24 protein-coding genes and 5 tRNA genes are annotated in these 18125 nt (G+C 35.2%); 10 read left to right on the plus strand and 19 right to left on the minus strand.

Annotated features, from left to right (window positions below; genetic code table 11):
- The 8 genes from CHLWT_RS09105 to CHLWT_RS09140 all read right to left on the minus strand — a co-directional run bounded on the left by CHLWT_RS09105 (window position 1) and on the right by CHLWT_RS09140 (window position 5261).
- Entirely contained in the window at window positions 1–891 is an 891-nt protein-coding gene (locus CHLWT_RS09105) for a DMT family transporter (protein WP_111971213.1), read from the minus strand.
- 50 nt (window positions 892–941) lie between these two features.
- Entirely contained in the window at window positions 942–1466 is a 525-nt protein-coding gene (gene tpx, locus CHLWT_RS09110) for a thiol peroxidase (protein WP_112000055.1), read from the minus strand.
- Window positions 1467–1581: 115 nt separating this feature from the next.
- Window positions 1582–1998 carry an RDD family protein gene (locus CHLWT_RS09115; protein ID WP_112000087.1) on the minus strand — a complete coding sequence of 139 codons (417 nt, stop codon included), beginning with the start codon at window positions 1996–1998 and terminating at the stop codon, window positions 1582–1584.
- 30 nt (window positions 1999–2028) lie between these two features.
- Window positions 2029–2637 carry an orotate phosphoribosyltransferase gene (gene pyrE / locus CHLWT_RS09120; protein WP_111971214.1) on the minus strand — a complete coding sequence of 203 codons (609 nt, stop codon included), beginning with the start codon at window positions 2635–2637 and terminating at the stop codon, window positions 2029–2031.
- A 2-nt stretch (window positions 2638–2639) separates the two neighbouring features.
- Window positions 2640–3197: a ribosome recycling factor gene (gene frr / locus CHLWT_RS09125; RefSeq protein ID WP_063998915.1), complete on the minus strand. Its 558-nt coding sequence runs from the start codon at window positions 3195–3197 to the stop codon at window positions 2640–2642.
- A 2-nt stretch (window positions 3198–3199) separates the two neighbouring features.
- Window positions 3200–4108 carry a polysaccharide deacetylase family protein gene (locus CHLWT_RS09130; RefSeq protein WP_112000056.1) on the minus strand — a complete coding sequence of 303 codons (909 nt, stop codon included), beginning with the start codon at window positions 4106–4108 and terminating at the stop codon, window positions 3200–3202.
- 38 nt (window positions 4109–4146) lie between these two features.
- Entirely contained in the window at window positions 4147–4482 is a 336-nt protein-coding gene (secG, locus tag CHLWT_RS09135) for a preprotein translocase subunit SecG (RefSeq protein ID WP_063998917.1), read from the minus strand.
- 98 nt (window positions 4483–4580) lie between these two features.
- Window positions 4581–5261: a Bax inhibitor-1/YccA family protein gene (locus tag CHLWT_RS09140; RefSeq protein WP_111949709.1), complete on the minus strand. Its 681-nt coding sequence runs from the start codon at window positions 5259–5261 to the stop codon at window positions 4581–4583.
- A 185-nt stretch (window positions 5262–5446) separates the two neighbouring features.
- Between CHLWT_RS09140 and CHLWT_RS09145 the strand changes: the two genes are divergently transcribed.
- Genes CHLWT_RS09145 through CHLWT_RS09160 form a run of 4 tightly spaced genes read left to right on the plus strand, consistent with a single transcriptional unit; the run spans window position 5447 to window position 8114 of the window.
- Window positions 5447–6121: an NAD(P)H-dependent oxidoreductase gene (locus tag CHLWT_RS09145; protein ID WP_211360605.1), complete on the plus strand. Its 675-nt coding sequence runs from the start codon at window positions 5447–5449 to the stop codon at window positions 6119–6121.
- A 31-nt stretch (window positions 6122–6152) separates the two neighbouring features.
- Window positions 6153–7037, plus strand: coding sequence for a carboxymuconolactone decarboxylase family protein (locus CHLWT_RS09150; RefSeq protein ID WP_244948777.1), 885 nt, complete (start codon window positions 6153–6155; stop codon window positions 7035–7037).
- 9 nt (window positions 7038–7046) lie between these two features.
- Window positions 7047–7541 (plus strand): cupin domain-containing protein, encoded by a 495-nt coding sequence (locus tag CHLWT_RS09155; protein WP_112000057.1) that lies wholly within the window; start codon window positions 7047–7049, stop codon window positions 7539–7541.
- Window positions 7542–7550: 9 nt separating this feature from the next.
- A complete protein-coding gene (locus CHLWT_RS09160) occupies window positions 7551–8114 on the plus strand; it encodes an NAD(P)H-dependent oxidoreductase (protein WP_112000058.1) in 564 nt (187 codons plus the stop codon).
- Window positions 8115–8313: 199 nt separating this feature from the next.
- On the opposite strand, the gene CHLWT_RS09165 is transcribed toward CHLWT_RS09160, so the two are convergent.
- A tRNA-Ala gene (locus tag CHLWT_RS09165) sits at window positions 8314–8389 on the minus strand.
- Between the two features lie 140 nt (window positions 8390–8529).
- Between CHLWT_RS09165 and CHLWT_RS09170 the strand changes: the two genes are divergently transcribed.
- From CHLWT_RS09170 to CHLWT_RS09190, 6 genes are all read left to right on the plus strand, one after another.
- Window positions 8530–8604: transfer RNA gene (locus CHLWT_RS09170), tRNA-Gly, on the plus strand.
- A gap of 10 nt (window positions 8605–8614) precedes the next feature.
- Window positions 8615–8701: transfer RNA gene (locus CHLWT_RS09175), tRNA-Leu, on the plus strand.
- Window positions 8702–8725: 24 nt separating this feature from the next.
- A tRNA-Cys gene (locus CHLWT_RS09180) sits at window positions 8726–8799 on the plus strand.
- 18 nt (window positions 8800–8817) lie between these two features.
- Window positions 8818–8949: a hypothetical protein gene (locus CHLWT_RS09615; RefSeq protein WP_256365423.1), complete on the plus strand. Its 132-nt coding sequence runs from the start codon at window positions 8818–8820 to the stop codon at window positions 8947–8949.
- Window positions 8950–8966: 17 nt separating this feature from the next.
- Window positions 8967–9054: transfer RNA gene (locus CHLWT_RS09185), tRNA-Ser, on the plus strand.
- A 267-nt stretch (window positions 9055–9321) separates the two neighbouring features.
- Window positions 9322–9903 carry an NAD(P)H-dependent oxidoreductase gene (locus CHLWT_RS09190; protein WP_112000059.1) on the plus strand — a complete coding sequence of 194 codons (582 nt, stop codon included), beginning with the start codon at window positions 9322–9324 and terminating at the stop codon, window positions 9901–9903.
- Window positions 9904–9956: 53 nt separating this feature from the next.
- Here CHLWT_RS09190 and CHLWT_RS09195 read toward each other — a convergent pair whose 3' ends face one another.
- The 10 genes from CHLWT_RS09195 to CHLWT_RS09240 form a co-directional block, all read right to left on the minus strand.
- Entirely contained in the window at window positions 9957–10433 is a 477-nt protein-coding gene (locus tag CHLWT_RS09195) for a flavodoxin (protein ID WP_112000060.1), read from the minus strand.
- Between the two features lie 9 nt (window positions 10434–10442).
- Window positions 10443–11450, minus strand: coding sequence for an SDR family oxidoreductase (locus CHLWT_RS09200; RefSeq protein WP_112000061.1), 1008 nt, complete (start codon window positions 11448–11450; stop codon window positions 10443–10445).
- A 79-nt stretch (window positions 11451–11529) separates the two neighbouring features.
- Complete coding sequence (locus CHLWT_RS09205) at window positions 11530–12828, minus strand: NTP/NDP exchange transporter (protein WP_112000062.1); 1299 nt, start codon at window positions 12826–12828, stop codon at window positions 11530–11532.
- Window positions 12825–13670, minus strand: a complete 846-nt coding sequence (locus CHLWT_RS09210; RefSeq protein WP_112000063.1) for an aldo/keto reductase — start codon at window positions 13668–13670, stop codon at window positions 12825–12827. The genes CHLWT_RS09205 and CHLWT_RS09210 overlap by 4 nt, the downstream gene beginning before the upstream one ends.
- Window positions 13671–13901: 231 nt before the next feature.
- On the minus strand, window positions 13902–14336 hold the full coding sequence (locus CHLWT_RS09215; protein WP_112000064.1) for a MerR family transcriptional regulator: 435 nt from the start codon (window positions 14334–14336) through the stop codon (window positions 13902–13904).
- A gap of 10 nt (window positions 14337–14346) precedes the next feature.
- The gene (gene thyX / locus CHLWT_RS09220) at window positions 14347–14967 is read right to left on the minus strand and encodes an FAD-dependent thymidylate synthase (RefSeq protein ID WP_111950011.1); all 621 of its coding nucleotides are present in this window, start codon (window positions 14965–14967) and stop codon (window positions 14347–14349) included.
- Window positions 14968–14998: 31 nt separating this feature from the next.
- Window positions 14999–15598, minus strand: coding sequence for a nitroreductase family protein (locus CHLWT_RS09225; protein WP_059432522.1), 600 nt, complete (start codon window positions 15596–15598; stop codon window positions 14999–15001).
- A 12-nt stretch (window positions 15599–15610) separates the two neighbouring features.
- Window positions 15611–16126 (minus strand): pyridoxamine 5'-phosphate oxidase family protein, encoded by a 516-nt coding sequence (locus CHLWT_RS09230; protein ID WP_112000065.1) that lies wholly within the window; start codon window positions 16124–16126, stop codon window positions 15611–15613.
- Window positions 16127–16206: 80 nt separating this feature from the next.
- Window positions 16207–17163, minus strand: coding sequence for a DNA cytosine methyltransferase (locus CHLWT_RS09235; protein ID WP_112000090.1), 957 nt, complete (start codon window positions 17161–17163; stop codon window positions 16207–16209).
- Entirely contained in the window at window positions 17156–18118 is a 963-nt protein-coding gene (locus CHLWT_RS09240) for a hypothetical protein (RefSeq protein ID WP_112000066.1), read from the minus strand. The genes CHLWT_RS09235 and CHLWT_RS09240 overlap by 8 nt, the downstream gene beginning before the upstream one ends.
- Window positions 18119–18125: the final 7 nt, after the last annotated feature.

The following is an 18125-nucleotide window of genomic DNA, read 5'->3' on the forward strand; positions in this document are numbered from 1 at the left end:
CTAGTCCTTTTTTGATAGCAAAATAACACAAAGCATAATAAACGCAAATCCAACATAATCCAAAAAAACAAAGCTAGTTCCTAACCAAACGAAGCTAAAAAATGCAGCCGCAACCGGCTCTATACAAGCTATCAAACTAGCTTTTGAAGCGCCTATAATGCCAACTCCAGTCATATAAAAGCTAAATGCCATCACAGTTCCAAATAAAATCACTCCACTAACTGCAAGGTATCCTCCAAGATCCCTAACACCATCAAGCTCCCAAACGCGCATATAAATACTAAGAACCACTCCACCTATGATGAGTCCCCAACCAAGTATCAAAGATATAGGAAAGTTTTTATTTAAAGTTTTTGGTGCGAGATTATAGACCACTACGCATAAAGCACTTATAAAACAGAATAGTAAAGCCTTTTGACTGATAACGAGTTTTTCAAAACTTCCGTGAGTAGCTAACAAAAATACTCCAAAAATAGCCAAACTAAGCGCAAGTAACTCTTTTAAGTATGGCAATCTTTTTTCTATGATACAAACGATCGCTAGTATAAAAACAGGAGCTGTGTATTGAATAACTGTCGCAACTGCTGCGTTTGATAGCTCAATAGAGTAAAAGTAACTATACTGAGTAAGCATAAGTCCGATTATGGCATAGATCAAAATTTGAAGTATGTTTTTTAAATTTTTAAACGGAAGAAAGATAATTTTTGGATTTTTTATGATATAAACTGAAAGTAAAATAATACCAGATATCAGCAACCTATATGGAACTAACCAGTCTGAGCTGATGCCTTTTTGTTTGAAAAGATACTCACCGCAAGCACCGCTAAAACCCCACAAAATACCACCGAAAAGCGTAATGAAAACGCCAAAAAGATAGCTTCTATTTTTCATTACGCTATTATATCAGATTTTATAGCCTTTGACTGATACCTAAAATTTAATTAATGACAGCCACAACCACAGCTACTACTCAAAGCCGCTATTATCGCTTCGTAATTTGGCTCAGTTGTAATCTCGCTAACTATCTCTTTATAGACCACTACGCCATCTTTGTCTAGCACGAAAACAGCCCTAGCCAAAAGTCCAGCAAGCGGACTATCTTTTAATAAAAGTCCATAAGCTTTTGCAAATTTAGCACCTCTAAAATCGCTACCAACTCTTAAATTTTCTATACCTTCAGTCGCACAAAATCTTCCCATAGCAAATGGCAAATCCATAGAGATAACATTTACACTAACTCCGTTTTTACCGGCAAGTTTCTCATTAAATTTTCTAGTCTCTGTTGCACAAACTCCAGTATCTAGTGAAGGTACGGCTATCAAAACTTGAAATTTTCCATTAGCTCCACCAACTTCAAAAGAAGAGAGATCTTTACCTACTAATTCTACCACCGGTGCTTTTTGTCCGACATTTATGGTATCTCCTTCTAAGCTTACAGGAGTTCCTTTGAAAGTTACGTTTGACATTTTTATCCTTTGTTTAAAATTTTCATTATTATATCAAAATAGGATAAATCAACTCTTAATACTTAAATTTAAATTTTTCAGTAAAGCTAGTATTATACGTTTAAATTTAAACAGCTTACGCCTCTTTTTTAGATACGGGTATAGTGTCACTCAAGATATCGTGCAGATTTCTTTTGTCTTTTCTGAAAAAACAAAATAGAGATCCACCAAAAATAAACGTAACAATAAAAAAGAAATATCTAAGCATATAAATGATAAATCCTGCTTTTTTACCGCTTAAATTTATGATATAAATATTTTGAGATCTATATCCTGGACTTTGAGCATTAAAAGTAAAAAATAGGCTTTGGATGCTGCCAAAAACCACCCAAACACCAAAGATGGCAAGCTGGTTGTGTTGAAAATCGTTCTTGCCATCTAAAATAAAATACGTAGTCACATACAAAAGCGGTATGGCTATTAGAAACATATCGACTATAAAAGCCTTTACACGGCTAATAATAGGCGCCGGTATGGCTTTTTGTTTTTGCATATTTTTCATTTAAATTTACTAAAATTCAAACTAATTGCCACGACTTCCAGGCTTAATAGCCTTGCTTCCAGTTTTACAAAGAGGACAAGCACTAGGCTCATATATCTCAAATTCAAAATTTCCAAGAGCAAAAAGTGGCTTATCAAACGGCAATTTACAGCTAGCTTTTGCTTCGTTATTTAAATTTGCAACCTTACAAAAACCGCGATTTGCAAGTGCAGCAAACCCAACAACCACACCGCCGTTTTCTTCTATGATCTTTGCACTTTCTAAAGCTGATCCGCCAGTCGTGATGATATCTTCGCAAATGATAAATCTCTCGCCTTTGCTGACATTAAAACCACGTCTTAAACTCATGACTTTCTCAACTCTTTCAGTAAAGATAAATCTCTTTTTACCTGCACGTGCAAGCTCATAACCTGCTAAAATTCCGCCTAGTGCTGGAGAACAAACGCTGTCAAACAAAACCCCAGCTTTTTCTATCACTCTAAAAAGCTCATCTGCTAATTTACCAGCCAAAATAGGATCTTCAAGCACCTTTGCACTTTGGAGATAATACTCTGAATGATTTCCGCTACTTAGCAAAAAATGCCCTTTTAGATACGCCTTTGCATCACGATAAATTTCTTCTAAATTCATAATCAAACCTTTAAAAGCTCAGCCTCTTTTTCTTTGACGATCTGATCCACTTTTGCGATATAACTATCTGTTATCTTTTGAACCTCGTCATAACCTTTTTTTATCTCATCTTCACTTACTAGCTTATCTTTTTCTATCTTTTTAACTTCGTCATTTGCATCTTTTCTGATATTTCTTATGGCGACTTTCGCCTTTTCGCCCATAGATTTTGCCTCTTTTGCATTTTTTTGTCTATCTTCTGTAGTCATCGGAGGAAAAAATAGCTTAACGCTTTCGCCATCATTGTTCGGATTGACACCGATATTTGCAGCTTGTATCGCAGAAGCTATGGTTTTTAGCATACTTTTTTCCCAAGGAGTGATAGAAATAGTGCTAGCATCTGTAGTAAGGACTGTAGCAACTTGATTTAACGCAGTAGGACTACCATAATAATCAACATAGATATGATCTACTATATTTATGCTTACTTTGCCTGTTCTAAGTGTGCCAAAATCACGTTTTAAAGCCTCTAATGCTTTATCGCAGTAAGCTTTTTGATTGTTATAAATTTCATTTAACATTTTTATTCCTTTACTATGAGTTGTGTTGCAGTTTTGTGTTTGTCTGTTATTATTATTCTAACTCGTCTTTTGTCTATCTTTTCAGAGATTTCTTCATCGATCACGCCGTTATTTACTTTTACTTTTCTAGTTCCAAGTCCGGTTATATATAAGTAAGCTTCGGTCGTATTTTCGTCTATTTTAGCCACTACTTTATCTAAGATATTGTTTTTTGGATATGTTAAAGGTAAGATAAAATCAGCTTTTAAAAATTTACTTGATAATATGGCTTTTAAATTTGTTCCGTTCATCGAAGGAATTCTATCTAAGCTTAAGAGATCCGCATCTTCGCCTATGGCGCCAGAGTCTTGGTTAAATGCGCCATCAAATTTATATTCTTTTATCAATCTTTTAACATCAGCATCATACTCGCCATATGGATAGCTAAAATATTTCGGTTTAAATCCTAGTTCGTTTTCAAATGCTTTTATACCTTGCTCAAAGTCGTATTTAAGCTCTTCATCTCCTAAACTAGCCATATTAAGATGAGAATAGCTATGATAAGCCACAGATGCGCCAGGATATTTTTGTATCTCTTTTATATCTTCAAAGGTCAAAAAATCCCCGTATTTTTTAGCTGAAGCTTCTACGTATATAAAAAGAGTAAAAGGATAACCAAATTCCTTAAAAATCTCAAATCCATTTTTATAAAAGCTCTTGTATCCATCATCTATAGTAAGAGCTATCCAGTTATCAGGAACTGGTTTTTTGTCTTTGACATATTCTACTAACTTGTCTAAAGGAACTATCTCATAACCTTGATCTTTGAAAAATTGAAACTGCTTACGAAGATTTTGTGATGAAATATTTGTACTTGGATATCTGCTATCATCAAATCTATGATAAATGAGCACATGCCCATCAGCAAACATCGAGCGCATTAAAATTAGTAAAAATAGTAATGACCGCATTATTGAGCTGGTGCAACGGGTGCCTCTGGTGCTACTGGAGCCTCTGTTGTAGCTGGTGCTGGTACTATGGATTCTTTAAACTCATCAGTATTTACGACTGAATTTCTTAAGCTTTGGTTATAAGCATAGCCAAGAGCCAATGTGTTTAATATAAACAATAACCCCATAAAAAATGTAAATTTTGCTAGAAATCCCGCAGGGCCTTTTGCGCCAAATAGGCTTTCATTGCTTCCGCTATATGCACCAAGACCGATCGAAGAACTTTTTTGAAGTAAAATAGCTATTGTTATGATAACGGCTAGTATAAATTGTAGAACTAATAAAACTGAACTCACAAATATCCTTTTAGTAGATTATTAACTCGTGATTATAGCAGTAAATATATAAAATTTAGTTAAAAAGTGCCGCTGTTAAAAAGCGACACTTTGAAAAACTACTCGTTTTTACTAAATATACCAAGAAGTTGAAGTAGCGAAATAAATAAATTTAGTATATCAAGATACAAAGCAACTGCTGCTAAAACAGGACTATCATATCCACCGCGAATTATCATTTGAGTATCATAAAGTATATACGCACTAAAAAGTATAGCTCCGATAGCCGCTACAATAGTCGCTAAAATAGCACTTTGGAAAAATAAATTTAGTAAGCTTGCAACCACTACAACTATCAAAGTTATAAATAGCATTTTGCCCATAGCCGAAAAGTCTTTTTTTGTGTTAAACGCAAAAACAGTTAAACCACCAAAAGCAACGCTAGTCATCAAAAATGCTTGAGTGATAATGTGTCCCATACCAGCGCCAATATAAGTATTTAGCACAGGGCCAAGAGTAAGACCGCTTACAAACGTAAATCCAAAAAGCATTACCAAAGCCAAAGTAGGATTTTTCCTAGAAAACATAAGTCCAAAAAGTAGTGCAAACTCTACTATAAGAAGCATCCAGCTAAATGACTTAACATAATCAACACCGATATAAGCTCCCGCAGTTGCTGCTAAAAGTGATGCTGTAAGAAGTTTATAAGTCTGTTTTACAAATTCAGCTCTAGCGGTTTGAACACTGCTTGATTCTTCTACGCCAACATCTTGAGTATAATTTCTGTCATATAAACTCATTTTGTCTCCTTTTAAATTTTTGGCGAGTTTATCCAAAAATGATAAATATATAATAAATTTTGTTTTATGTTTATAAAACAAAATTTAAAAAATAATTCACTATATAAATTTAAAAAATTTAGCAAATACTCTTGACATACACCTACTGTTATGCTTTATAATTTTTCAAAATAGCAAAGGAAAAAATGAATCATCGCAAAAACTTCATCAAAAAAACAGCGACTTTAGGTGCTTTTATAAGCTTTGGAGGTATAAACTCACTTTTTGCAAATCAAAAGGATCTATCTATGCAACAAAAAGTTTTGATCGTTTCAGGACATACAAATTTACAAGGCGATTCAGTAGCAAATAAAAATATCATAACAAATTTAAAAGAGCTGTTGCCCTCATCTACCATAATAGATTTGGGAAGTATGGATTATAAATTTGACGTAAAAAAAAAAGAACAGCAACTACTTTTAGATCACGATATTATCGTTATGCAATTTCCACTATTTTGGTATTCGTGGCCCTCAACTATGCAAAAATGGGTAGAGGACGTCTTTACTCACGGCTTTTCTCACGGAAACACCGGAAATAAACTAAAAGGAAAAAAGATTTTATTTTCTCTTACGACTGGAGCAGGCGAAGAAGCATATAGCAAAAACGGATTTATGAAACATGAAATAGGCGAATTTCTATACCCTATGGACGCTGTGGCAAATTTAGCCCAAATGCAAAATTTAGGTTTTGTCTGTACATATGGAGTTAGTTACTCTATGCGCTCATCTAAAAAAGATGAAATTCAAAGAAAAGCAAATGAACACGCCAAACGCGTAGTAGAAGCTCTACGATCATTTGAGCTTACTCAAAACGTCTAGCAAATTTAAATAAATTTATAAAGGAGAACGAATGCAAAGTCGCAGAAATTTTATGAAAAATGGAGCTATTATCGCAGCTGGTGGTATGGCGCTTGGTGCGGATACACTAAATGCAGCACAAAATACAGGAGCACAAATGAAAACAGATACTATACGAAATCTCACCCCAAAAGCTAAAGAAAACTTTATCGCTTTTTTAAAAACCACAGAACTACCAGTTGGATACAGTGATCCAGAATTTATAAGCAATTATATAAATTTCGCTTTTGATGAGAGTTTAGAAAAATCAGGCATAGATCATAAAACCGCGGTTTTGATCATTATGGCTAGCTTGGTGGCAAGTGGCGGAGAAAACGAGTACGAACATATGGTAAATGCAGCTTTAAACTTAGGAGTAGATACAGTAAGCATAAAAGAGACCTTATACCACACTACTCCTTATGCAGGCATAGGAAAAACAGCGCAATTTACCAGAGCGATGAACGCGGTCTTTACTAAAAGAGGTATAGATACAAAGCAAAAATCGCAACAAACCGTCTCTAAAGACGATCGATACGAAAAAGGCTTACAAGCACAAATTGATATATTTGGCGAGAGAATGAGAAACCACAAAGACTCATATACTCCAGACACTAGACATTTTGCCGACTTTCTAAGCGCTAATTGCTTTGGGGATTATTACACTAGAACCGGTTTGGATTTGAAATTTAGAGAACTACTTACGTTTGTGATACTAGCGAGTCTTGGTGGAGTGGAATCACAACTAAAAGCTCATATCACAGGAAATATAAGATTAGGCAACGATAGAGTAAAACTCATATCAGTAGTCACACTTTTGGTGCCTTACATAGGCTATCCACGCTCACTAAATGCACTAAGTGCGATAAACGAAACCGCGCCATATAAAGAAAAATAAGGAGATAAAATGAAAAAATTGCTATCAAGTTTAACCATCTTAACACTTTTAGGAGAAACAATTATGGCTGATGAGGCTAAAAATTTCAAACAACCTTTTGAGCTTGGAGAAATAAATCCATACAGTAAATTTTTTACCGGCACAACATATCTAAATAACTTAGACGATGGAAAAAGCGGTAGAAAAGTAAATATATCTAACGTAACTTTCGAGCCTTGCAGTCGCACAGACTGGCACTATCACACAGCAGGACAAGCTCTAGTAGTTACAGCAGGAAGCGGAATTTATAAAAGCGCTGGTAAAGTAGCTAGGATAATCGAACTAGGAGACATAGTCAAGATAGATCCAAATGAAAAACATTTTCACGCCGGCGGAGCTACTACGTGGATGGCTCATTTATCGATCATGGATGCTAAAGACAATAAAACAGTTTGGTTAGAAAAAGTAAGTGATGAAGAGTATAAGGCTGCTGCTAAAGAAGCAACTAAACAGTCAAATGATTAAAGGATAGATATGAAAAAACTACTTTTAGGGCTTATGCTGATCTTTGGTGCTGCTTTTGGGGAAGATGCGCCGGTAAAAACACTCATCATCGCTTCTAATCCCTATAAAGAAACAAGCACATTTTTTAAAGGACTTAAAGAAGCGGCACAAACTGTCGGCAACGTGACTATTCGTGATTTGGAAGAAATTTATGGTTATGACACGCGATTTATCGACGGTGAAAAAGAGCGCCAGATCACACGCGAACATGAGCGGATCGTGTTTTTATTTCCGACTCACTGGTTTAACATCACACCTATGATGAAGGCCTATCTAAATGAAACGTGGGGAAGCGTCGGTCCAGGGCTATGGCAAGGCAAAGAAATGTTAGTAGTTTCTACGGCTGCTGGAGGAGCGTCTACATACGGTAAAAACGGACGTATAGGAATGGAATTAGCGGACGTATTTACACCTATGAAAGCAAGCGCACTACATTGTGGTATGACGTATCTACCGCCGCTTGTATTTCAAGGAGTGAGCCACTCGCAACTACCAAAATATCAAGAAGCATTTATAGAAAGGCTGAGTAAATAGCCAAAAAATCATAGATAGATGATACTTAATGGTATTTGGATTATTAAATTTATAGCCAAATACCATTTTGATATTCTTTTGATATTTATTCTCTTGGATAAATTTATATATCTTATAGAAATTTAAAGAGGTTAAATTTGCGATATTTAAATAAATATTTTTAATGTTAAGTTATAAATTTGATATCTTAAGTGATTAATGGTGGAGTTAAGCGGGATCGAACCGCCGACCTCTTGAATGCCATTCAAGCGCTCTCCCAGCTGAGCTATAACCCCAAAAAATATGCAGAATTTAAAATGCGTTTGAAATATTACCAGCTTTTTACTTAGATTTTTTTGAAATCGCCCAAAAAATTAATAATTTCAAATAAATTTTTAAGGTTTCTTTTGATATTATTTCAACTCTTAAAAAATTTGCGGGAATAGCTCAGGGGTAGAGCACAACCTTGCCAAGGTTGGGGTCGCGAGTTCGAATCTCGTTTCCCGCTCCATTTTTTATCTGCCCAGGTGGTGGAATGGTAGACACAAGGGACTTAAAATCCCTCGGATATTTTTTCCGTGCCGGTTCAAGTCCGGCTCTGGGCACCACCAAAATTTAGCATTTGTTTGCACGGCGACATGGCCAAGTGGTAAGGCAGAAGCCTGCAAAGCTTTTACCCCCAGTTCGAATCTGGGTGTCGCCTCCAAAACATTTAGGAGTTTTTATGCGTTACTTTATTATGACGCTTATGATAACTGCATTTTTTGGTTGTTCTAATACTTGGCACGGCATAAAAGAAGATTCAAATAATGCCTACCAATGGTCAAAAGAAAAGATACACAAAGCTACAGAATAGCTTAAATTTACTTCACTCGGGAGATGGCTGAGTGGTCGAAAGCGGCGGTCTTGAAAACCGTTGAGGTGAAAGCCTCCAGGGGTTCGAATCCCTTTCTCCCGGCCACTTATTTTAGATATGCTTCATACGAACAATCAAATTTATATAAATTTAGAAATATTTTATGACAAAAAAATAAAAAATATCATTTTATTTTTATACTTTCTAGCGATCTATGCTTTAACCAAGCTTTGAAAAATGTTTAGATACCATAAACACAAAAGCCACTTATGAGCAATCATAAGACGTATCTATAGCCGTTTTAAATTACAGATCGATTATAAATTTAAAAACTAGCATTATAATGTTGTTAATTTTTAAACAAGGATAACTATGAAAAATGTATTATTGATAAATGGTGCAAAGATATTTGGAAGCTCAAAAGGCGTGTTAAATGCAACTTTACAAAATGAAGCAAAAACTACTTTACTAAATTTAGGCATAAATGTGCAAGAAACCAAAATCGATGACGGCTATGATGTAAAAACAGAACTACAAAAGATAGCAGATGCTGATGCGATCATCTGGCAAATGCCTGGCTGGTGGATGGGTGAGCCTTGGATAGTTAAAAAATACATAGATGAAGTTTTTAGCGCTGGTTATGGAGTTTTATACGCCAATGACGGCAGAAGTAGAAAAGATGAATCAGCCAAATACGGCTCAGGCGGTCTAGCTACTAGCAAAAAATATATGTTTAGTCTTACTTGGAACGCTCCTCTTGAAGCATTTACAAAAAAAGATCATTTTTTTGGCGGTGTAGGCGTTGATGGCGTGTATCTGCACCTTCACAAAGCGCATGAGTTTTTAGGAATGAAAGCTTTACCTACATTCATCTGCAACGATGTCGTTAAAGATCCGCAAGTCCAGCTGTATTTACAAAACTATCGCAAACATTTAGAAAAAATATTCGGCTAAATTTAGCCAAATAAAGGCTTATAACTCTTGTTATAAGCCTAAATTTAAATAGTTCAAATACCTAAGCTCTCCAGCCATTTTTTTATGTTAGCACTATTTGTACTTGAGCTTAGCACTTTTGCGTCTTTGAAATTTGCATTGCAAGATTTTTTCAAAATTTCCACGCTCTGCCCTAAACCGCTTCCACCAGAAGTAGCAAAAACCACTATATTTTTACCACTCCACTCAAAGCTCTCTAAAAATGTCTGTATAATGCGTGGCGCTTCGTACCACCATATCGGAAATCCTATGAAAACGCTATCATAGCCGTCTAAATTCGGTTTTAAATTTGATATAGACGGACGAGAATCAGGATTTCTCATCTCCACGCTTGAGCGACTGTTTGAGTCATGCCAGTCAAGATCTAAAGAAGTGTATTTTTGAGTAGGTATTATCTCGTAGATATCGCCGCCACTTACTTCTGCTATAGTTTTTGCAAGACGCATAGTTTGTCCGCTTGCTGAAAAATAAGCTACTAATACTTTGTTCATTTCTTTCTCCTATCTAGTGCTAAATGCACTTTCTGCTGAGTTTTCAAAGTCTGCCGCGCTTCTGGCGTAATGCTCCGTATTTTTCATATCTTCTTCTAACCAAGCTATTTTATTTCTAGCAGAACTAAACGCTGCTGCACCTAAAAATAGGCTAAATGGCGGCTCTTGCATTCTTGAGACGTTATACAAAATCTCTGCAAATTTAGCTGGATTGCCAGCTTGTTTGCCGCTATAGTTTTTCGCGTGTGCTTCAAAAGCTTCTCTTTTTGCGTCATAATCGCCGATCTTATCTCTGCTTAACTGCATGCTAGCACCTAAAAACTCTGTTCTAAAGCCTGCTGGCATTATATTTACGCTGTGAATCCCAAAGTCTTTAAGATCTAGCAAAAGCCCCTCACTAAATGCACTCAAAGCAAATTTACTCATACAATATGGCGTAGAATTATTTGTAACTCTAAATCCACCTATCGAGCTAAGATTAAATATCCTAGCTCTCACATTTTGTGCATTTCCACCCTCGCTAATGGCTTGTGGACGCATTAGCTTCAAGGCGTGTTTTGCTACAAGAAACGGTGCGAAAACATTTACTTCAAACTGCGCCCTAAGATCTTCTTCGCTTGTCTCTTCAACAAAGCCAAGAAGCCCATATCCAGCGTTATTTACTACATTATCAAGTCTGCCGAATTTAGACTTTATAGCAGCGATATTTGCTTCTATATTTTCACTCATTTTCTCGCCAAATTTAAGCTCTAAAGGCAAGAAATTCTCGCTCTCTTTTCCTAGTTTGTCTATGATATTTTTTAAATTTCTGCTAGTTCCTGCGACTTTATCTCCTTTGCTTAAGAGATATTTTGCCAAAGCAAGTCCTAGGCCGCCGCTTGCTGCAGTTATATACCAAACTTGAGTATTCATTTTATTTTCCTTACTTTTATCATATGTTTTTGCATTTAAATTTGATCCTAAAGCTACCACACCAACCGCCAAAGCAGCACCTTTTAAGAACGCTCTTCTTTTCACATTTCACTCCTTTTATTATTTTTTTGCATTGTGACCATTTTTTACGGCTTTTATCGCTTCTTAGATAAATTTACGAATTTCATATATTTTCCTTTGTAAATTCATCTTTTTCATATCTCTTACCAAGATAAACTCCAAGACTTCCCCAGATAAACGATATCAAAGCGCCGACAAATAAAACAGCAGTTATACTGATCTTTGCTATAGCTCCCTCAAGCGCAGCGCTCATAGAATCCCCGGCTCTATATACCACCGTATCAAAGAAATTTTTGACTTTATACTTGCTTTCGCTATCAAGTGGCACGAAAAGCATTTCTCTACCTGGTTTTACAAGTGCATACTCGCCTATGCGTCTTATGCTCATCACAAGCACCAAAACCCCAAAAACAGGATAAAATGCAAGCAAAACAAATCCCAAAGCAACTACAAAACCAAGCGTACCTAAAAGCCATTTGATACCAAAAAACTGAACTATTTTTGAAGTTATGAAAATTTGTATCGCAAAACTTGAAAGTTGAACTATAAAATCGATATTTGCAAACGCTGCCGCCCTTGCTTCCCTGCTCTCAAACATGCCAGAGATTATCCTTGCTTGTTCCATATACAAAAATGTTGAAACGCTAGTAAGTAGCAGTATGAATCCTAGCAGAGCCAGTAGATAACGCGACTTTATGATCAAGAAAAATCCCACAAATGGATTTTTAGAACCGATAGGTTTGTCAAATCTATCTTTTATACTTACAAAACCGCTTTGTAAATTTAGCGTTTCTAAACCAAGAGCTTCTTTGATAAGTAAATTTTTTAGCGCTATAGAGATGCCAAGACAAATTATAGAGATAAAGATAAAGCTAGGAAGATCTATAAATTTACTCAAAACCGATACGAAAAATGCTCCAAAAATCCCGCCTAAACTAGCTCCAGCCGAGATAATTCCAAATAATCTAGCACTTCTTTCTTTGCTAAAAACATCAGCTAGCAAACTCCAAGCGGTGCTGACCACAAAAATGTTAAAAACGCTCACCCAGATATAAAAGCTTCTAGCAACGATCAAGTAAGCTTCACTGCCCTGAGGAATTTGATGTAAAAGGGCGAAAAAGCCTATCAAATTTAGCGCAAAAAAACCAAAAATAAAGTCTGTATAAAGCTTGCGTTTTATCATTCCACTTAAAATCATAGCCAAAATAGATCCTACTATCGTGGCTATAAAAGTTCCTAAAAACAGCCATTTTAGCTCACCAGTTCCGCCACTTATACCCAAAGCTTCTCTAATAGGTCTTAGCAAAGAGTAGCTAACAAACAAGCTAAAGATAAAAAGCACGGCTATAAATAAGAACTTGCCCTCGCCTTTTTTTAGACTTAGAATTTGATTTAAGCTCATCTAACAAGCCCGTTTAAAAATTTGACTTTCTCGGGATCTCGGTGATCGAAAAACAGACTTTTTCCGCTATCTAACCCAGCCATTAAACTCATATCGCTTTCATCTAAGCTAAAATCAAATACGCTGATATTTTCTATCATCCTTTCTTTGCGGACTGTTTTTGGGATGACGATTATACCCCTTTGTATCAGCCATCTTAGTATCACTTGAGCATTTGTTTTACCATACTTTTTACCTATACTCGCTATAGTCTGGTTACTAAACATTCCACTTTTTCCCTCTCCAAAAGGCGCCCATGACTCCATTGCTACACCAAATTCGCTCATAACATTTTTAGCGTATTCTTGTGAGTGCATAGGATTGCACTCGATTTGATTGATAGCTGGTTTTATCTCGTTATTTAGACAAAAATCCACAAGTCTATCTGGGTAAAAGTTGCTAACGCCTATGGCTCTTATCTTACCTTCTTTATATAGTTTGCTCATCGCTCTCCAAGCTCCATAAACATCACCAAAAGGCTGGTGTATAAGATACAAGTCTAGATAATCAAGACCTAGTTTTTTAAGCGAAACATCAAAAGCTTTTAAAGCCCTATCTTCATTTGCATCACTTATCCAAAGCTTTGTCGTGATGAAAAGCTCTTCTCTTTTGATGCCGCTTGATTTTATCGCCGCACCAACTGCTTCTTCGTTGAAATACGACTGAGCTATATCAATAGATCTATAACCTACGCTAAATGCGTCTTCTACGCATCTTTGACACTCTTTAAGATCATTTATCTGATACACACCATAGCCTAAAATAGGCATCAAAACATCGTTGTTTAATCTAACTGTTTGCATAATATCTCCTTTATTTTGTGAAAAAAGCATTTGCTAAGTCAAGCTCAAAACGCCCAGCAAACCGCTAGCTTCTTTTATAAATTCGCGTCTTGTTTTCACTCTATCTCCTTGGTTTAATGTTGATAGCATTATAAAGCCTAACACTAGGTATTTGTCAAGGGGAAAAATATTTGAAATTTAATTTTGAATTTAAAAGAGAAGTAGGAATTTAGCTTATTTAAATTCCTGTATTTATCTAGCAGACTTTTTTTTAAGGGTCATTACGCCCTCATAATCCTTGCTTACTGGATTGATCGTATCTTCATCACTGACTATCATATTTTTATAATAACTTATTTTATAATCAAGTTTCTTATCTATCTCTTCTAGTTTTTTTATCTCAGATTTGACGAGTGCTTGTTGGTCTTCTATCATTTTTAATCTAAGAGCTGCACTACTTTTGCCTTTTTGGGCTAAGGTTATGTAATGTTTGATTTTTTCTATGCTCATACCAGTTTTTCTAAAACAATCCACCCACATAACCCACTCAATATCTCTATCGCTGAAATAATTCACGCCGTTTTTGTCACGCTCAACAAAGGGAAAAAGCCCTTTTGATAGCCAAAATCTAATAGTCCTAGATGAAATCCCTGTTTGTTTTTCTACTTCTATGATAGTTTTTGCCATTTTTGTCGCTTTATTCTGGTTTTGTAAGGCAATTTTCGTAAATAAATTTATGCTCATCTGGCAAATTTTGGTGTATTAAATTTGCTAGATCTCTTATCTCCCATAAGGCGGATTTTGAGCTTCTAAGGCTTAAGAAATTCTGCAAACTTCTAGCATTTATACTCCAACTAAGCTCTGTTTTATAGCTCTCTGGAAGGCAGTATTTTGCTATATCTAAGCTTGTGTTTTGGTTTAGAATTTGGCGTAAGTTTTCAAGTGCGTTTATACTTGCGTTATCGACAAATTCATTGCCAGTTAGTACTAAATACCTACTTGCGTTATCAAAGTCATTAGGCTTAAACTCACTTTCATTTTTTAGCTCTTTTAGCGTATAGCGTGTGGATTTTACGCTTAGACTTGCTATTCGGTGACGGGCTAACTCTTGTAAGCAAGCTCTACTAATGCCTTTTATGTAGAAGTTGTAAAATAGATGCTCTAGCGTGCTTGCGTGTTTGAGTTTATTACCTACTCGATCGATTAAAGCTAGATCTATTTCGCCGCCATTATCGCCTTTATCAAAGCTCTGCCAACAAGTGCGGATCGCATTTGAACAGACCCAAAGCGGAGTGAAATTTAGTAGTCTTACTTCCATAAAGCTCCTTTTTAGCAATTTATCAAATTTATTATTTGTAGATTACGACTTGATCTAGGCTTTGTCTTATTTTTGGAGGGACGCTCTCATCGCTATATCCTAAAGCTACGACTAAAACGGGTTTGAAATTTTCTCCTAAATTAACAAATTTAGTCAATTTTTGGCTATCAAATCCAGCTATTATACAGCTTTTAATATTCAAATCCTCGGCTATATTGACTAAATTTGCACAAGCCATATAGCACTGAAAAGTAGCATAAGTCATTATCTCATCGCTAGTTTGTGGATCAAAGCGAGCTGCGAAGTAATCCATAGCTTTTTGAAGACGCTCAGGCGTGCGTGGTCTTCTATCTACTTGTTGTCTTAGAAAATCGCAATTTCCTTTAAGATCATTTCTAGCGATAATAATGATCGCATGCGAGCACTCTTTTACTTGCTTTTGTGAGTTGCAAACTTCGCTAAGTTCTGCTAGATCGCTTTCTTTACTCACGACCATAAATTTCCACGGCTCAAGTCCGCACGAGCTTGGTGTAAGCCTAACTAGATCTAGTATTTCTTTGATATTTTCATCTTTGATTTTTTGATTCGTGAAGTTGCGACACGAAAAACGCTCTTGCATGATACGCTTCATAGTATTGATCCTTTATTTAATAATCTTTGCTTTAGCACTCAAACATTTTATCTTTAATTCGTAAATGCTAGTTATATCAAGTAAGCCATATGCCGCTGTTTTGAAATAATCCATATAGTCAGGTGTGTATTTTCTACACAATAACTCCAAAGCTTTTATCTTTTGGCTCTCATTAGTAACTTCATAAGCCTTGGTTTTGGCTATGGCACTTAGATACTCAGTAGTAAAAATATTACTTCCAAGCTTACTAGCGCTGTCTTTGATACTCTCACAAAACTCATAGCTAGGCGTAGGCACTCTGTTTTGGCTAACGGCGACTAGCTCCACATTTTTACCATCTTTATATAATCTAGCTTTTGAGCCAGTTTTTGCTCCGTGGATATAGATACTCATACCATCTCTAGCTATAGAGATAGGAATACTAAATATCTCATTATTTTCATCTATACAGCTAAGAGTCGCATACTGACACTCATCTATAATCTTCAAGGCAATCTCTTGATCTAATTCACGATCACTTCGACGCATAATTATACTATTTATTAAATTTCTTGTTCGAAAAAATCAGCATCTATTTTATAAATTTTCTTCATTGCTGCTCCTTAAAACTATTTTAAATATGGCAAATTCCATTTGATTTTTTTAATATCTATCTTTTTAAGTCCAAAAAATTCTCTAAATTCATTTGCTATAAAAAATGCAAAAAGAGGAGCTACTGCATTTCCTATATGAGCGTAACAAGCTGAATTTGAGCCTAAAAATATAAAATCATCTGGGAAACTTTGAAGTCTAGCACATTCTCGCACACTCAAACGACGTTTTAAATTTGGATGTGGATGAATTACGGCTCCACCGCTTCTACTGCCACGCCCCGTTATTGTTGGGCTTGGTTTTTGCCAGTCTAAAATTCGGTTTCCTACATAGCCATTTATTTTTACGCCGTGTGCCGAGCCTGTATGATTTGGCACATTTTCGTCAAAATTTTCAGACAAATCACCGATTGCATCAAAAAGAGTAAATTTTTTCTCAAATGGCTTTGGAAAATTTATTTCGCCTTTTACATCATTTCTAACGCCCAAAATTATCACTCTACGGCGATTTTGTGCTACCAAAAAATCACTTGCGTTTAAAATTTTAAATTTAACTCTATAGCCGCAATCTTTAAAAGATTTTAAAATTGCATTTTCAAAATTTTCGGCAAATTTTTCGCCAGCTTTTATGCCAACGACATTCTCAACCAAAAAACATTTCGGCTGTTTTGCCTTTAAAACTCTTGCATATTGCAAATAAAGCGAGTTATATTTGCTGTTTAAATCTCGATTTTTACCATTTGCAACAGTAAAACCAAGACAAGGAAAGCCACCAATTAAAATATCGGCGTTTGGAATTTCGGTTGTGTCAAGCTTATAAATATCAAGGCATTTTATTTTGTGTTTTAAATTTTTTTCATAAGTTTTACAAGCATCACTATCAATATCGTTTGCGAAAATCACTTCAAAATCGGCTTTTAAAAAACCTAAATCCAGCCCACCACAACCGCTAAAAAGCGAAATAACTCTAGGCATTTTTAAGCCTATTATCAAAATTTTCAAACAAATCTTTTAAGATTTGCAAAGTTTCATTTTTGACATTTTTATCGCCGTTGAAATATCTTGCGTAATTTTTATGAAGCGTGGTATCAAATTCATTTATTAGTTCTAAAACCGAATTTTGCAATCTATCAAATTTTAAAACTACTACTTTTTTACAAAATTTTAAAAGCGTATCTCTATCAATTCGCAAACTATTTCCTTCATAGCGATTTATGATTTTTGTTAAATCTGTATTTTGACAAAATGAGCTGAAAATTTCAAAAATTTCATTTCCGCTGAAAAAATTTAAAGTAAGTTTATCGTTTTCTTTGATTGCCACGAGCAAATCATCGCCATAAATAAATTTTGTCATTTGTCTAAATCGCTCGTAAAAAATTTCGCTTTTTTTAGCTGTTTTTAAAACTTCCAAAAGTTTAGTAAATTGTGGAATTGAGCCAAGCCCTATTCCGGAATTATTTTTTCGCTCGGTTAAAAAACTTTCTAAACCTAAGCCGTCAAATAAAACTTTTTTCTCAAAACTTCCCATGTTGATTTCTTTATTTTCGGCTATTAAAGTTTTTAGGCTTAAAGCGTAGCCATTTGGGAAAATAATATCAGCTTTTTCTCTCTTATTTCCTGCAATTTTATCTTTTACATTTGCAAAAAACTCACTCACTTCGTATTGTAAATTTTTCCTATTTTGCGTATCCGTAACAATTCCGCCAAATAAAACTGAAAACAAATCCTCAAATTCTCTTGCACTACTTTTTCGTTTTGAAACTTCATCGCTGCAAATAAATTTATAAATAAAATTCAAAATATAGAGTGAATTAAAATCATTTTTACCACAAATGCTTTTAAAAAATTCATAAATTTCATTGCCAGTTTTTACTTCCTTAATATCTAAAAATGGCTTTATAAAATCAATAATTAAAAGTTCTCGTATCATTTTTATT

This window comes from Campylobacter hyointestinalis subsp. lawsonii (assembly GCF_013372165.1).
GTDB lineage: Bacteria > Campylobacterota > Campylobacteria > Campylobacterales > Campylobacteraceae > Campylobacter > Campylobacter lawsonii.